Raw genomic sequence first — 14667 nt, 5'->3', positions numbered from 1 at the left:
CCGATGGTACTGCGCGGGCCACTGCGTGGGAGAGTAGGACGTCGCCGGACACACTTTCGCGATGAGGGCCGTTCCTTGAACGGCCCTCATCGTGTTTAACGTCGTGTCTTTCGTCGACACGATCGGCGAAAGGTCAGGTGCTTCAACGATGGCAGCCGGTTCGACTGGCAACCGCCCGCATGGTCGCGGGCGCGACGGGGGCAAGACAGGCCGCGGACGCTCTGACGCCGCTCAGGGCCGCTCGAGTGACGATCGTCGCGGTTCCGGGACGGGTCGCGGCCGGCCGGAGGACGGTCGGGGCCGGTCCGAACGCGGACGCGGTCGCCCCGGTGACGACGCGCGACGCACGACGAGCCCAGAACAACGCGCCGGGCGCCCACAACCGCGTTCTGATCGCAGCGCCGACAAGCCGGGAGCGAACCGCGCCGGTGGCCGACGGCCCGAGGGCAACGCACGCACCCGCGACTCCGCTCCAGGTGCCGGGTCGGCTCGCTACGCACCAGGCCGGCGAGCCGGCGAGCATGGCCGGGGCGACGGTCAGGCCACGCGTGGCTCCCGCCACGCGGACGCGGCCGGGCGCTCGCATGCCCCGCGGCGCGGCACCGACGCCCGGCGTTCGCCGTCCTCGCGGCCGGCCCGTCCCGACGACACCGCGCCGCGTGACCTGGTCGAGGTGCCGCAGGACGTCGACGTCAGCCTGCTCGACCGCAGCGTCCGCGCGCAATTGCGCTCACTGAGCAAGCCGAACGCCGAGGCGGTCGGGCGGTATCTCGTGCGTGCCGGAGAACTGCTCGACGACGCTCCGGACAAAGCCCTCGAATACGCCAAGGCGGCGGCGAAGCGGGCCGGTCGCGTCGGTGTCGTGCGGGAAGCAGTGGGCGTCGCCGCTTATCGCGCGGGGGATTGGACTCTTGCGCTGACCGAGCTGCGTACCGCGCGGCGGATTACCGGAGATGCCCGCAACCTGGCGTTGATGGCCGACTGCGAAAGAGCCCTAGGTCGGCCCGCACAGGCGGTGCGGATGTTGGACGACCCGATGGTGCCGAAGCTCGATGCCGAGACACGCGCGGAACTGTTGATCGTCGTCGCCGGGGCACGCAGGGATGCCAACCAGCTCGATGCCGCGCTGGCGGTCCTGGCCCGCGGGGGTCTCGACCGCGCCCGCCCTCGTCCGGGGGCCGCCCGGCTCTGGTACGCCTACGCGGATGCGCTCGAGGCGGCGGGTCGACGCGACGAGGCGGCGAGCTGGTTCGCTGCGAGCGCCGAGCAGGATCCGGACGACGACCTGGCGGCCGGGGAGCGCGCGGCAGCGCTGTTGTGATCCCGCGCCGCTAACACGTCTCGCCGACAGTTCCGGGGCGAGTCGTCCACACGGCCGGCGGTCGTCCACAGCCTCGCGAATCGGACGTCGTCGCCGACCGCGTTCGGCGACGATCGCGTCATGACGAATTCTGCGGTCTCGCGCCGCGACACCGGTGCGGACAATCAGGTGTTCCTGCGCGGCAGGTTGGCCGAGGCGGCGCAGCAGCGCGAGCTGCCGAGCGGTGACGTGCTCGTCTCCTTCCGCGTGACCGTCGCGCGCCCGCCGGGGGAGCGCGCCCGGGTCGACAGCATCGAGTGTGCGACCACTCGCGCGGCTGCCCGGCGGACGCTCGAGCGCGCGCTCGCCGGCGAAGAGCTGGAGCTCACCGGCAGTCTGCGCAGGCGCTTCTGGCGCAGTCCGGGCGGGCCGGCGAGCCGCTACTCGGTGGACGTCGTGTCGATCCGGCTCAATCGGTCTGGTCGCCGAGCCGGCGCATCACCAGGCCGGAAGCGGGCTTCGGGGTGAACAGCGTCGATTTGCGCGGCATGCGCGCGCCCACTGCAGCCACCGCCGCCACCGCGGAGACCGGCGTTGCGCGGAGTAACACCGCAACGCCGTCGCGCTGCACCGCGCGCTGTACGGCAGTGGCGACGTCATGGGCGTAATCGACAGTGTGCACGTCGTCGGTCAACTGCCACGCACCTTCCACGACACCGCGGTGCAACACGCTTACGTCGAGCGACGCGAGCTCGGGCGGGTCGTCCGGCCGAATCGCCTTGGCCGCCAGCGCACCGTCCTTGTCGACGATCACGGCGGTGCGTGCGCCGTCAGTGAGCACGGCGGCGAACGGCCCGGCGGCGCGCTCGTCCCCAAGCTGGGTCAATGCCTGTTCGGGATTCGACGAGGTCGGTTCGACGGTCGCAAGCCCGTCGAGTCGGTCCAGTGCGTCGACGAGCGACAACCCGGCGATGACGCGGTGGATCGGATGCACCTGTGGCCCGTAATCACTCGAGTCGACCAGCAATGCCAATCCACGGTCCCATGGGCCGGCGCCGGCGGACTCACGGCGGATGCGCTGCCGCTCGCGATAGGTCGCGTAGCGGTGGTGACCGTCGGCGATCAACGCCCGCCGCGTCTCGAGATCAGCGGCGATCGCATCGACTTCGGCACGGTCGTGCAGCGTCCACAATCGGTGGACTATCCCGTCGGGTGTTCGGGCGGTGGCGATCGGCGCGCGATTACTCACACCGCGAACGACCTGCGACGCAGCGCCGCCGCCGTCATAGACGAGGTAGATGGGTTCGAGATCCGCGTCCGTTTCGGTCATGACCCGCAGGCGGTCGGCCACCGGGCCCGCCATGGTGTTCTCGTGCGGCAGGATCACGCCGTCCTCGGCGGCCCGCAGCTCGACCGCGCCGAGCAGTCCGCGGGTCACCTGAGCGCCGTCAGCCATCTCGTAGACGAACATCGCCGCGGCGTCGTCGCGCGCGTACACGCCGTCGCGCACCCACGATTCGAGCTGATCTACCGCCTGCGCGTAACCGGCATCGGTCTGCTCCGGCAAGATCACCGCAACGGCGTTGTCCGGGTCGCCCGCGAGCAATCGGTCGCGCATCGCCGGATCGATCACGTCATAGGGCGGACACAGGAGCCGTCCGAGCCGCTCGTCGTCGACTGCCGGGCGCAGGGCCCGGAATGGCGCCAGGGACAGGCCGGTGTGCGAAGAGGCGGACATCGCTGGCGATCGTACGCAGTTGCCGTCGTGCGACCATGCGCACGTGTCCTCCGCGCTGCGCGGCTGCGAGTCCGCGCCGACCGAGCTCTACGACGTAGCGCTGCTGGATCTGGACGGCGTCGTCTACGTCGGCCCGGACGCCGTCCCCGGTGCTTCGGACTCGCTGGCAGCGGCACGCGAGCGTGGGATGCGGCTGGCTTTCGTGACGAACAACGCCGCACGACCGCCACACGAGGTCGCCGATCATCTGTCGGATCTCGGCGTCGCCGCGCGCCCGGACGAGGTGGTCACCTCGGCGCAGGCGGCGGCGCGGCACCTCGGCGACCGGTTGCCGGGAGGTGCGCGGGTGCTGGTGGTAGGCACGACCGGGCTCACCGAGGCGTTGCGCGAACGCGGCCTGGTCCCGGTGGACGACGCACACGGCCAGGTCGACGCCGTGGTGGAGGGCTACTCCCCGGAACTCACGTGGGCGCTTTTCGCCGAGGGCGCGGTCGCGATAAATCGGGGCGTGCCGTGGGTTGCCACGAACGTCGACCGGACCATCCCGTCCGCGCGTGGCCCGCTGCCTGGCAACGGGGCATTCGTTGCGGCGATGCAGCTCGCAACGGGCCGCGAACCGGTGATCACCGGCAAGCCCGATCCGACCATGCACCGAGAATCGGTTCTGCGCAGCGGCGCGGAGCGTCCGATCGTCGTCGGCGATCGTCTCGATACCGACATCGAGGGCGCAAACGCGGCCGGGTGCGACAGCCTGCTCGTTTTCACCGGGGTGACGACGCCGGGCGAGCTGCTCGAAGCACCGGAGAGGTTGCGCCCGACCTACCTGGCGGCGGACCTCGCGGGCTTGCTGACTGCCCACCCGCAGCCCGAGCGCGACGGCGACGCCTACCGATGCGGCCGCTGGTCGGCGGTGGTCGAGGGCGACACGCTGCGGTTGACTGCGGACGGCGACCAGGCGGGGGATCGCAACGCGCAGGCGATGGACGCGCTGCGCGCCATGTGCGCGGCGTGGTGGGCCAGGCGCGATGCAGTGGACGGCGGCAAGCGGCCGATCGACTCGCGTGCCGACACGCCTGAGGCGAGCGACTCCCAGGTCAAAGGGCAGCGAGTGCACGGGCCGCGACTGAGGGCCGATGGCGAAGCCGCGTCGGAGGCGCTGCGAATGCTGCACCTGGCGGACTGACCGAGGCTGCAGTCCGTACCGGGCTTCAGAAGATCGATTTGAGGCGGACGAGGTCGAGCATGCCGGCGTCGATCTTGATCCGCCCCGACGCCCACGCCGCCGCGACCTTGATCTTCCCGTCGACCATGTCGACGAGATCGTCGCTGGACATCGTCAACTTGACCTGCGCGTTGGTGGCGTCGCTGCGGACGATGTCGATCAATGCGCCGCCACGCAACTGGCCAGCGAAGATCACGTCCAGATCGGTGAGCTTGCACGACAGGGAGCGGTCGAAATTCACCTTGCGGCCGGCATTGTTGGCGGCCATCCGATCGGAAAGGGTGTGCAACGCACGCTCGCACTCATCGACGGTCGCCACGCTGCGACGGTAGCGCAGCGGTCAGCCGGTACCGTGCGGGGCGAAGACCGGCAGACCGACAAGCGGGCGTACGAGTTGAGGTGACCACGTGAGCATGGAGCCCGGGCAACCCAGTCCCGCCGACGCGGACGCGGTGGTGGCCGACGGTCGGGACGTCCCGTCGCCGGTCGCTGAGACCCAGGGTGCGGCACCGCAGGCTGAGACCCTGGATGCGAAGCCGGCGGCGCACGCCGACCTCGTCGAGCGTGCCGACGCCGAACTGTCCTCGCTCGACGAGCTGCCGCTCGCCGCTCATCCCGAGGTCTACGCGCGCATCCACGAGACGTTGAACCGCGAGCTCGCCGACATCGACGGCGCCTGAGCAGGGAGTGCGGCGCCGCGTGCCCAGACGCGTGCAGCGACTCGACGCCGAGCTGGTCCGCCGCGGCCTCGCCCGCTCGCGCGAGCACGCCCGCGAATTGATCGAGGGGGGCCGGGTGCAGGTGCACGGCGTCGCCGCGTCGAAGGCGGCCACCGGGGTCGAACAGGATGCATCGGTGCGGGTGATCGCCGATGCCGACGATCCGAATTACGCCTCGCGCGGGGCGCACAAGCTGGTCGGCGCGTTGGAGCAGTTCGCGGCGATCGACGTCACCGGCCGGCGCTGCCTGGACGCGGGAGCGTCCACCGGCGGCTTCACCGACGTCCTGCTCCGCCGCGGCGCCCGGGAAGTGGTGGCCGTGGATGTCGGCTACGGCCAGCTTGCCTGGCAGCTGCGCAGCGACGCGCGGGTGCACGTCGTGGACCGCACGAACGTGCGCACGCTCACGCCGGACGCGATCGGTGGCCGCGCCGACATCACCGTTGCGGACCTCTCGTTCATCTCCCTGCCGCTGGTGCTGCGGGCGCTGGCCGACTGCACCGCCCCGGACGGCGATCTGCTGCCGATGGTCAAACCACAGTTCGAGGTCGGCCGGGACCGGCTGGGGTCCGGTGGCGTGGTGCGCGACCCGTTACTACGCGCGGACGCGGTGGTCAGCGTGGCCCACGAGGCGGCGCGGCTCGGCTGGCCGGTACACGGCGTCGCGCGCAGCCCGCTGCCGGGGCCCGCGGGCAACGTGGAATTCTTTCTGTGGCTGCGCCGCGCCGACGCGCCGACGCTGACCGACGACGACATCGTGACCGCTGTGGTCGCTGTGGCCGCCGACGACGGAGGTGCCCCGTGAGGACCGTGCTGCTGGTCGCCCACGCGGCGCGCCGCAAGATCGTCGACCTCGCGTCGCAGGTGATCGACGAGCTCAGCGCCGCCGACGTCACGGTGCGCATGTTGCGCAGCGAGGCGCTGGAATGTCGCGCCGCGGCGGTCGACCTGGTCGACGACCCCGCCGGAACCGGAGCAGACGCCGGTGCCGCCGCGGCCGGGTGCGAGCTGGTGCTGGTGCTGGGCGGGGACGGCACGTTCCTGCGCGCTGCCGAGCTGGCGCGGCCGGCCGGCGTACCGATGCTGGGCGTGAACCTGGGGCACGTCGGATTCCTGGCCGAGGCGGAGCCGGCAGCCTTGAACGACGTCATCGATGCGGTGGTGAAGGGGACCTACACCGTCGAGGAACGCGTGACCATCGAGGCCGACATCATCACCGACGGGCCCGACGGTGAAATCGTTCGCACGGCGTGGGCGCTGAACGAGGCGTCGCTCGAGCGCACCAATCGTGAGCGGATGCTCGAGATCGCCGTCGCTGTGGACGACCGGCCGCTCCTGCGCTTCGGCTGCGACGGGCTGATCTGCGCAACACCCACCGGCTCCACGGCGTACGCGTTCTCGACCGGCGGCCCGATCATCTGGCCCGACCTCGAGGCGCTGCTGATCGTGCCGAACGCTGCGCACGCGCTGTTCGCCCGGCCGATCGTCGTCGCCCCGTCCTCGACGGTCGACGTGGATCTCGTCAGCGCGCAGCATGAGGCGATGCTCAGCTGCGACGGGCGCCGCTCGTTCGACGTCCCGGCGGGTGCGCGGGTGCGGCTGCGTCTGGCAGCGACGCCGGTCAAGGTCGCCGGGCTCGGCCTGTTGTCCTTCCCCGACCGGTTGGTGTCGCGCTTCCAGCTGCCGGTGCGCTCGTTGCGCGAGGCCGCCGCCTCCGCAGGTGACGACGATTGACCGCGCTCGGATGACCGGGCACGGAGCCTGTATCGCGCGCCGTCGATAACCTCGTCGCGTGCTGGACGAGCTGCAGATCCGCGGTCTCGGTGTCATCGACGAGGCCGTGCTGCCGCTGGGACCCGGCCTCACCGCGGTCACCGGCGAGACGGGCGCCGGCAAGACGATGGTGGTCACCGCGCTGCTCCTGCTGTTCGGCGCGCGCGCCGACACGGCACGGATCCGCTCCGGCGCGGCGCAGGCGAGCGTCGACGGCACGCTGACACTCCCCGCCGGCACGGACGGCAGCGACCGCACCGACGCCACGACGAGCGCCGACCGTGTCGTGCAGCGGATCCGCGATGCGGGCGGAGAAGTTGACGGCGAAGCCGCCGCCGATGACGACGGTGCCGCCGACGGCGGCTCCGATGACGACGGTGCCGCCGACGGCGGCTCCGATGGTGCCGGCGGCCAGGCATCACGTGGCGAGCGCGTCGTCGTGCTGCGTCGCGTCGTGGCGGCGCGCGGCCGATCCCGGGCGTACGTCGGCGGTGCGCCCGCGCCGGTGTCCGTGCTCGGTGAGCTGGGCGACGCGCTGGCCACGGTGCATGGGCAGTCCGATCAACTGCGGCTCGTCCGACCGGCCGCGCAGCGCGCCGCCCTGGACGCCTACGCGGGCATCGACCTGCACGAGTTCGCGCAGTCCTACACGCAGTGGCGTGCGGCCGTGGCCGCGCTCGCGGAGCGGACCACGCGCATCGCACAACTGCGCCGCGAGGCCGAGGTGCTGCGTGCCGGTCTGGCCGAGATCGAGGCGGTCGCGCCGACGGCCGACGAGCCAGCCGAGTTGACTGCGCTCGCCGCGCGGCTCGGGCACGCCGACGCGCTGGGCTACGCGGCACGCTCGGCGCACGACGCATTGCTCGGTGACGCCGACGACCCGGCCAGCACGGCGGCCGACGTATCGCAACTGCTCGCCGAGGCCGCCCGCACGTTGGGCCAACGTCAGGGCGATGACGCCGTGCTCGATGCGCTCGGCGAACGGCTGGGCGAACTGGCGGCACTGACCGCCGAGCTCGGCGCCGACCTGGGCGCCTATCTGGGCGACCTCGAGGCGGATCCGGCCCGGCTGGAGCAGGTCGAGGTGCGCCGCGCCGAACTCGGCGCGCTCGTGCGCAAGTACTGCGACGAGCCCGAGCCGAGCATCGCGGGCGTGCTGCGCTGGGCGCAGACGGCCGCCGAGCGGCTGGCCGAGATCGATGTCTCCGACGAGGCGATCGCCGCGCTGCGCGACGCCGTCGAGGATGCCGAGGCCCGCACGACGACGCTCGCCGGGACGATCTCCGACCGTCGGCGCGAAGCCGCCCAGCAGTTGGCCGCCGCGGTGAGCGTCGAGCTCGCCGGGCTGGCGATGCCCGGCGCGCAGGTCCACGTCGAGGTCACGGCGCGCACACCGACGTCCGACGCTCCGGCGCTATCCGTCAACGGCCACGTTGCCGGGGTCACCGCCGACGGCGCCGACGACGTGGCGCTGCTGCTCGAGCCGCACGCGGGTGCGCCGGCACTGCCGATCGGCCGCGGCGCGTCCGGCGGTGAGCTGTCGCGGGTCATGCTTGCGCTGGAGGTCTGCCTGGCGGCCACCGACGACGTCGCCACGCTGGTCTTCGACGAGATCGACGCCGGTGTCGGCGGCCGGGCGGCCATCGAGGTCGGCCGACGCCTCGCCCGGCTCGCACGGGACCGCCAGGTTCTCGTGGTGACGCACCTTCCGCAGGTGGCCGCCTTCGCCGACCGGCAGATCGTCGTCGACAAGCCTGCCGATGCCGCTGTCGGCGTGGTCACGGCGAGCGACGTGCGGGTCGTGACCGGCGACGAACGCGTCCGCGAACTCGCGCGCATGCTCGCGGGCTCCGCCTCGGCCACCGCGCGCCGGCACGCCGCCGAACTGCTCGCCGAAGCCGGCTCGGCAGTGGACGGCAGCTGAGAAGCAGCCGCCGCCACACTTCCCGTACCCCGCGTGGCGCAGCCCCGAACCGCGCCGTCACGGTGGCAGCATGGCCGGAATGAAGCTTGCACCCCTGCGGCGACGTAGCGATGGGCTGGCCGGCGTGTCCGGCGTCGCCCGCCTGGACCGCCGCACGGCACGACTCGCCGCCCGGCTCAACCCGGGCGATATTGCGGTGATCGACCACGCCGACCTCGACCGCGTCGCCGCCGAGGCGCTCGTCGCAGCCCGGCCCGCTGCGGTGATCAACGCGAAGCCGTCGATCTCCGGCCGGTACCCGAACCTGGGTCCGCAGGTGATCGTCGCGGCCGGCATCCTGCTGCTCGACGACGTCGGCAGTGAGGTCTTCGGCGCGATCAAGGAAGGCGCGAAGATCCGCATCGCCGATGACGCCGTGCACGTCGGCGAGAGCGAGGTCGCCACCGGCACCCTGCTCGACACCGACGCCGTCGAGGCCCTGATGCACGACGCGCGCACCGGGTTGTCAGCGCAGCTCGAGGCGTTCGCCGCCAACACCGGCGAGGTCATGAACAGCGAGCGTGCGCTGCTCATCGACGGCGTCGGCATCCCGAAGCTCACGACGAAAATCACGGGCAGGCACACGCTCGTGGTGTTGCGCGGGCACGACCACGCCAAGGATCTCAAGGCGCTGCGGCACTACATCCGCGAGTACAAGCCGGTGCTGATCGGCGTCGACGGCGGCGCGGACGCGCTCATCGAGGCCGGGCACAAGCCGCACGTCATCGTCGGTGACATGGACTCGGTCTCGGACACCGCGCTCGGCGTCGGGGCCGAGGTCGTCGTGCACGCCGATCCTGACGGCCGCGCCCCGGGCCTCGCCCGCGTCCAGGATCACGGCATCGCGTCGCAGGCGTTCCCCACGTCGGTGACCAGCGAGGACGCCGCGATGCTACTGGCGCACGACAACGGCGCCGAGCTCATCGTGTCCGTCGGCAGCCACGCCACACTCGACGAGTTCCTCGACCGCGGCCGCAGCGCGATGGCCTCGACGTTCTTGACCCGGCTGCGTCTCGGCGCCCGGGTCGTGGACGCACACAGCGTGCGGCTCATGTACCGCAACCGGATCTCCGGCGCGGCCCTGCTGATGCTGATCCTCGCCACGCTGATCGCCGTCGTCGCGGTGCTCGCGATCTCCGACGCCGGACGCTCCTACCTCGACTCACTGCAGGCCAACTGGGACCACTTCGTCGCCTGGTTGCAGGACAAGTTCTCGTGACCTTCACCCAGCGACGCCCGCGGAGCACCCCATGATCTCTTTTCGCTATCACCTCGTCTCGCTCGTCGCGGTCTTCCTGGCGCTCGCGTTGGGCATCGTCGTGGGCACCACGGCGCTGAGCGGTCCGATCACCAGGGACCTGCGCAGCCAGCTCGACAACGCGAAGAAGCAGCGCGACACACTCGCGGCGCAGACCAAGTCACTGCAGGGCCAGGTCGACGACGCCGGCCAGTTTGCGTCCACCTACGGTGCGCAGCTCGTCGCCGGCAGCCTGACGAAGAAGAACGTCCTGGTGATCTCGCTGCCCGGGGCCACCAGCGGCATGCGCGCGGGCATCGACCGCGAGCTCGCCGCGTCGGGGGCGAAGGTCACCGGCCGGGTGACGATCACCAAGAACTACATCGAGCCGCGGCTGGGCAGCGGCATCAATTCGCTGGCGACCGGCCCGTCGCACCCCATCGGGCTGACGTTGCCCGAGACGAGCGACGCCGGCCAGCTCGGCGCTGCCCTGCTGTCCTACGTGCTGCTCGGCAAGGGGCAACGCACCGACCTGACACAGGTTCTCGGCGGACTATCGGCGCTGCACATGGTCACGGTCGAGACCGGCTCGGTCGCGCCCGCGGATCTCGTCGTGTTGCTCGCACGCGGCACCATGGCGGCGAAGGGCTATGCCTCGACCGCCGAGGTCGACCTCGCCGGTGCGCTGGCGAAGTCCGGGGGCCACGTGGTCGTGGCCGGCAATCCGGATGCCGCCAAGGGCGGTGGGGTCGTGGCGGCGGTGCGCTCGGCCACCGCCCGCAACTCGGTGTCTACCGTGGACGACGCCGACGGCGCGCTGGGCCAGGTGTCGGCGGTGCTCGCGCTGGCCGGCGCCGCCAAGGGTCAGACGGGCCATTACGGCACGCAGGCCGGGGCTGACGCACTCTTCCCGGCGCCGCCGAAGTAGCGCAGCCAGCACCCAGCAACACACCGGACGGAGGCCGCAGTACTCATGGATCTGCCGACACCGCCCGGCACCGCCCGCGCCGTTCTCGCGCTGGCCGCGTTCGTCCGCGAACGCCTGGCCGAGGTGTCGGACTCGCTGACGCCGCTGTGGAGCCGGCGCGAGGCCGAGCTCGCGCGGTTGGCCGGCGAGGACGGCGTCGTCGCCGCCACCGCCCGCCAGTTCGCCACCGTCATCACCGGCGCGACCGCGCCGTTCGCGCCCACGTCGTACGCCCGTGCGCGGCTGATCCGGCAGATGCACGCGAGCGGGCTGCTCAGCGACGTCGAGGCGAGGCAGGCGCAGACGGTGCTCGACCAGGCCCGACCAGGCGCGCCGACGGGGGCGCCCCGCGGTGCGGTGATCGACGTCGTGGACGTGCGCACACCGACCGGCACCGATGCGACCGGCGTGCCGCGCCGCAAGCCCCGGCCACGTCCCTGAGTCGTGTTAGCGTGAACTTCCGTGGATCGAACGCGGCAGACCACCAAGCATCTGTTCGTTACCGGCGGCGTCGCCTCCTCACTCGGTAAGGGCCTGACGGCCTCGAGCCTCGGCTCCCTGCTCAAATCGCGCGGGTTGCGAGTGACGATGCAAAAGCTCGATCCGTATCTCAACGTCGACCCCGGGACGATGAACCCGTTCCAGCACGGTGAGGTGTTCGTCACCGAGGACGGCGCGGAGACCGACCTCGACGTCGGGCACTACGAGCGCTTCCTCGACACCGACCTCGTGGCCTCCGCCAACGTGACGACCGGTCAGGTGTACTCCAGTGTCATCGCCAAGGAGCGGCGCGGCGAGTACCTCGGCGACACCGTGCAGGTGATCCCGCACATCACCAACGAGATCAAGGACCGCATCCGGGCGATGGCCGCGCCGGACGCCGACGGCAATGCCCCGCACATCGTCATCACCGAGATCGGCGGCACGGTCGGCGACATCGAGTCGCTGCCGTTCCTCGAGGCCGCCCGCCAGGTCCGGCACGAGGTCGGCCGGGACAACTGCTTCTACCTGCACGTCTCGCTGGTGCCCTACCTGGCGCCGTCGGGGGAGCTGAAGACCAAGCCGACGCAGCACTCGGTGGCTGCGCTGCGCAGTATCGGCATCGCGCCCGACGCCATCGTGTGCCGGTCCGACCGGGACCTGCCCGACGGCCTGAAGCGCAAGATCGCGTTGATGTGCGACGTCGACGCCGAGGCGGTGGTCGCGGCGGTCGACGCGCCGAGCATTTACGAGATCCCGAAGGTGCTGCACGCCGAGGGGCTGGACGCCTACGTCGTCCGCCGGCTGGACCTGCCGTTCCGCGACGTCGACTGGACGGTGTGGGGCGACCTGCTCGACCGCGTGCACCACCCGCGCGCGGACGTCACCATCGGGCTCGTCGGCAAGTACGTGGACCTGCCCGACGCGTACCTGTCGGTCGTCGAGGCGTTGCGCGCGGGCGGCTTCGCCCAGCGCGCCAAGGTGCAGATCCGCTGGGTGCAGTCGGACCAGTGCGCGACGCCGGCCGGCGCGGCCGCGGCGTTGGCCGGGCTGGACGGTGTCGTCGTCCCGGGCGGCTTCGGCATCCGCGGCATCGAGGGCAAGGTGGGCGCGCTGCGGCACGTGCGCGAGCGCGGCATCCCGGCGCTGGGTCTGTGCCTCGGGCTGCAGTGCATGGTGATCGAGGCCGCGCGGCACCTCGCAGGAATCGAGGACGCGAACTCCGCAGAGTTCGAGCCGGACACGCCGCACGCGGTCATCGCGACGATGGTCAGCCAGCTGGCGGCCGTCGCCGGCGAGGCCGATCTCGGCGGGACGATGCGCCTCGGCGCCTACCCCGCGCAGCTGGTCCCGGGCTCGGTGGTCGCCGACGCCTACGGCAGCACCGACGTGTCCGAGCGGCACCGGCACCGCTACGAGGTGAACAACGCCTACCGCGACAAACTCGAGGCGGCGGGGCTGGTGATCTCCGGCGAGTCGCCGGACGGCCGGCTGGTGGAGTTCGTCGAGCTGCCCCGCGACGTCCACCCGTTCTACGCCGGCACGCAGGCACACCCGGAGCTCAAGTCGCGCCCGACCCGCGCGCACCCGCTGTTCGCCGCGTTCGTGGGCGCGGCGCTCGAGTACAACGACGCCGAACGGCTGCCGGTGGCGATCCCCGAGGACCACCGTGCGCACGTGGGCGCCGCGGTCCCCGCCGGCGCGGGTGACGGCGTCACAGCGTGAGCGACCAGGACACCTACGACGTCGTCGGGTCGCGGACCGAGTTCCGCGGACACATCATCACGGTGCGCGTCGACGACGTGCGGATGAGCGACGGGCGGGTGGCCCAGCGCGACATCGTCGCGCACCCCGGGGCGGTGGGCGTCGTCGCGCTCGACGACGACGGGCAGATCGTGCTGGTGAACCAGTACCGACCCGCCGTGGGGGCCCGGCTGGACGAGCTGCCCGCGGGACTGCTCGACGTCGACGGCGAGTCCGCACTCGACGCAGCGAAGCGTGAGCTGGCCGAAGAGGCCCGGCTGCGCGCCGACGATTGGCACGTCCTCGTCGATCTGCACACCTCACCCGGCATGACCGACGAGGCGATCCGCCTGTATCTCGCGCGCGACCTGCACGACGCCGCTCCGGACAGTGCGTTCACCGCCGAGCACGAGGAGATCACGATGACGGTCTCGCGCGAGCCGCTGGCCGAGGCGGTCCGCCGGGTGCTCAGCGGCGCATTGACCAACGCCGCGGCCGCCGCCGGCATCCTGGCCGCCGTGCACGGTAGGGCTACCGGCTGGACGGAGCTGCGCCCCGCGGACGCGCCGTGGCCGGCGCGCCCGGGCCGATGAGCGGGCTGCGCGAGCGGCGGCTCGTGCCGGAGTCGGTGATCCGGGCTTACCTGGATCATCTCGCCGTCGAGCGCGGCCACGCCACGAACACCCTCAGCTCGTACCGCCGCGACCTGCAGCGTTACGCGGAGTATCTCGACGAGCACGGCACCACGTCGATCGCGGACGTCACTGCGGCGGCGGTCAGCGAGTTCTTGGCCCGGCTGCGGGAGGGCGATCCCGACCACCCGCCGCTGTCGGCCAGCTCGGCTGCCCGCGCGGTCGTCGCGGTGCGCGGGCTGCACCGCTTCGCGCTGCGCGACGGCCTGGTCGACTCGGACGTCGCCAGCGAGGTTCGCCCGAGCGCGCCGCCGCGTCGGCTGCCGAAGGCGATCACTGTGGAGGACGTCGAGCGGCTGCTGGACGCCGCGGGTTACGCCGGAACGTCCCTCGCGCTGCGTGATCGCGCGCTGTTGGAACTGCTCTACGGCACGGGCGCGCGTATCTCCGAGGCGGTCGGCCTGGACGTCGACGACCTCGACCTCGTCGACGCCACCGTGCTGCTGCGCGGCAAGGGCGGCAAGCACCGCCGGGTGCCGGTGGGTTCCTATGCGGCCCGGGCGGTGTCGGCCTACCTCGTACAGGCCCGGCCGGGGCTGGTCGCCGCAGGGACGGGGACGCCGCGGTTGTTCCTCAACGCGCGGGGTGGCCCGCTGTCGCGGCAGTCCGCGTGGACCGTTCTGCGCACCGCTGCCGACCGCGCCGGGCTGCGCGCCGACCTGTCCCCGCACACGCTGCGTCACTCGTTCGCGACGCATCTGATGGAGGGCGGCGCCGACGTGCGCGTCGTCCAGGCACTGCTGGGCCACGCGGCGGTGACCACCACGCAGATCTACACCCTGGTCACCGTGGACACGCTGCGCGAGGTGTACGCGAGTGCCCACCCGCGAGCG

General features: G+C 72.1%; 15 protein-coding genes. 13 read left to right on the top strand and 2 right to left on the bottom strand.

Annotated elements, in window-relative coordinates:
* Nucleotides 1–673: 673 nt before the first annotated feature.
* Both ACFFCN_RS16715 and ACFFCN_RS16710 read left to right on the top strand, forming a co-directional pair.
* On the top strand, nucleotides 674–1321 hold the full coding sequence (locus tag ACFFCN_RS16715; protein WP_375493480.1) for a hypothetical protein: 648 nt from the start codon (nucleotides 674–676) through the stop codon (nucleotides 1319–1321).
* A gap of 120 nt (nucleotides 1322–1441) precedes the next feature.
* Entirely contained in the window at nucleotides 1442–1828 is a 387-nt protein-coding gene (locus ACFFCN_RS16710; RefSeq protein ID WP_375493478.1) for a single-stranded DNA-binding protein, read from the top strand.
* Here the strand turns inward: ACFFCN_RS16710 and ACFFCN_RS16705 are convergent.
* Entirely contained in the window at nucleotides 1770–3038 is a 1269-nt protein-coding gene (locus tag ACFFCN_RS16705) for a DUF1015 family protein (protein WP_375493476.1), read from the bottom strand. The two genes, ACFFCN_RS16710 and ACFFCN_RS16705, sit on opposite strands and share 59 nt — an antisense overlap.
* A 43-nt stretch (nucleotides 3039–3081) precedes the next feature.
* Here ACFFCN_RS16705 and ACFFCN_RS16700 point away from each other — a divergent pair, with 43 nt between their 5' ends.
* Nucleotides 3082–4221 (top strand): HAD-IIA family hydrolase, encoded by a 1140-nt coding sequence (locus tag ACFFCN_RS16700; protein WP_375493474.1) that lies wholly within the window; start codon nucleotides 3082–3084, stop codon nucleotides 4219–4221.
* Between the two features lie 25 nt (nucleotides 4222–4246).
* Here the strand turns inward: ACFFCN_RS16700 and ACFFCN_RS16695 are convergent, their stop codons facing one another.
* Nucleotides 4247–4579 (bottom strand): alkyl sulfatase C-terminal domain-containing protein, encoded by a 333-nt coding sequence (locus ACFFCN_RS16695; protein ID WP_375493472.1) that lies wholly within the window; start codon nucleotides 4577–4579, stop codon nucleotides 4247–4249.
* An 88-nt stretch (nucleotides 4580–4667) separates the two neighbouring features.
* Between ACFFCN_RS16695 and ACFFCN_RS16690 the strand changes: the two genes are divergently transcribed.
* The 10 genes from ACFFCN_RS16690 to xerD form a co-directional block, all read left to right on the top strand.
* Nucleotides 4668–4940 carry a hypothetical protein gene (locus tag ACFFCN_RS16690; protein WP_375493471.1) on the top strand — a complete coding sequence of 91 codons (273 nt, stop codon included), beginning with the start codon at nucleotides 4668–4670 and terminating at the stop codon, nucleotides 4938–4940.
* A 19-nt stretch (nucleotides 4941–4959) separates the two neighbouring features.
* Nucleotides 4960–5784 carry a TlyA family RNA methyltransferase gene (locus ACFFCN_RS16685; protein WP_375493469.1) on the top strand — a complete coding sequence of 275 codons (825 nt, stop codon included), beginning with the start codon at nucleotides 4960–4962 and terminating at the stop codon, nucleotides 5782–5784.
* Nucleotides 5781–6713, top strand: coding sequence for an NAD kinase (locus ACFFCN_RS16680; protein ID WP_375493468.1), 933 nt, complete (start codon nucleotides 5781–5783; stop codon nucleotides 6711–6713). Before ACFFCN_RS16685 ends, ACFFCN_RS16680 begins: the two co-directional genes overlap by 4 nt.
* A 58-nt stretch (nucleotides 6714–6771) precedes the next feature.
* Nucleotides 6772–8676: a DNA repair protein RecN gene (locus tag ACFFCN_RS16675; protein WP_375493466.1), complete on the top strand. Its 1905-nt coding sequence runs from the start codon at nucleotides 6772–6774 to the stop codon at nucleotides 8674–8676.
* 79 nt (nucleotides 8677–8755) lie between these two features.
* Nucleotides 8756–9934: a putative cytokinetic ring protein SteA gene (gene steA / locus ACFFCN_RS16670; protein ID WP_375493465.1), complete on the top strand. Its 1179-nt coding sequence runs from the start codon at nucleotides 8756–8758 to the stop codon at nucleotides 9932–9934.
* Between the two features lie 31 nt (nucleotides 9935–9965).
* Nucleotides 9966–10880 carry a copper transporter gene (locus tag ACFFCN_RS16665; protein WP_375493463.1) on the top strand — a complete coding sequence of 305 codons (915 nt, stop codon included), beginning with the start codon at nucleotides 9966–9968 and terminating at the stop codon, nucleotides 10878–10880.
* A 45-nt stretch (nucleotides 10881–10925) separates the two neighbouring features.
* Nucleotides 10926–11360, top strand: a complete 435-nt coding sequence (locus ACFFCN_RS16660; protein ID WP_375493462.1) for a hypothetical protein — start codon at nucleotides 10926–10928, stop codon at nucleotides 11358–11360.
* A 21-nt stretch (nucleotides 11361–11381) separates the two neighbouring features.
* Nucleotides 11382–13124 carry a CTP synthase gene (locus tag ACFFCN_RS16655; protein ID WP_375493460.1) on the top strand — a complete coding sequence of 581 codons (1743 nt, stop codon included), beginning with the start codon at nucleotides 11382–11384 and terminating at the stop codon, nucleotides 13122–13124.
* Nucleotides 13121–13735, top strand: coding sequence for an NUDIX domain-containing protein (locus tag ACFFCN_RS16650; RefSeq protein WP_375493459.1), 615 nt, complete (start codon nucleotides 13121–13123; stop codon nucleotides 13733–13735). Before ACFFCN_RS16655 ends, ACFFCN_RS16650 begins: the two co-directional genes overlap by 4 nt.
* Nucleotides 13732–14667: site-specific tyrosine recombinase XerD (gene xerD, locus ACFFCN_RS16645; RefSeq protein ID WP_375493482.1), on the top strand; the 936-nt coding region annotated here is incomplete at its 3' end. The genes ACFFCN_RS16650 and xerD, both read left to right, overlap by 4 nt.

Source organism: uncultured Jatrophihabitans sp. (genome assembly GCF_964246335.1).
GTDB lineage: Bacteria > Actinomycetota > Actinomycetes > Mycobacteriales > Jatrophihabitantaceae > Jatrophihabitans.
The sequence above is the reverse complement of the archived record's forward strand: the minus strand, read 5'-3'. Positions and strand labels throughout refer to the sequence as shown.

Bases quoted from the DNA above. Each gene is read 5' to 3' on its own strand.
- ACFFCN_RS16710 (WP_375493478.1), top strand. From the start codon at position 1,442: ATGACGAATTCTGCGGTCTCGCGCCGCGACACCGGTGCGGACAATCAG.
- ACFFCN_RS16705 (WP_375493476.1), bottom strand. From the start codon at position 3,038: ATGTCCGCCTCTTCGCACACCGGCCTGTCCCTGGCGCCATTCCGGGCC.
- ACFFCN_RS16665 (WP_375493463.1), top strand. From the start codon at position 9,966: ATGATCTCTTTTCGCTATCACCTCGTCTCGCTCGTCGCGGTCTTCCTG.
- ACFFCN_RS16660 (WP_375493462.1), top strand. From the start codon at position 10,926: ATGGATCTGCCGACACCGCCCGGCACCGCCCGCGCCGTTCTCGCGCTG.
- steA (WP_375493465.1), top strand. From the start codon at position 8,756: ATGAAGCTTGCACCCCTGCGGCGACGTAGCGATGGGCTGGCCGGCGTG.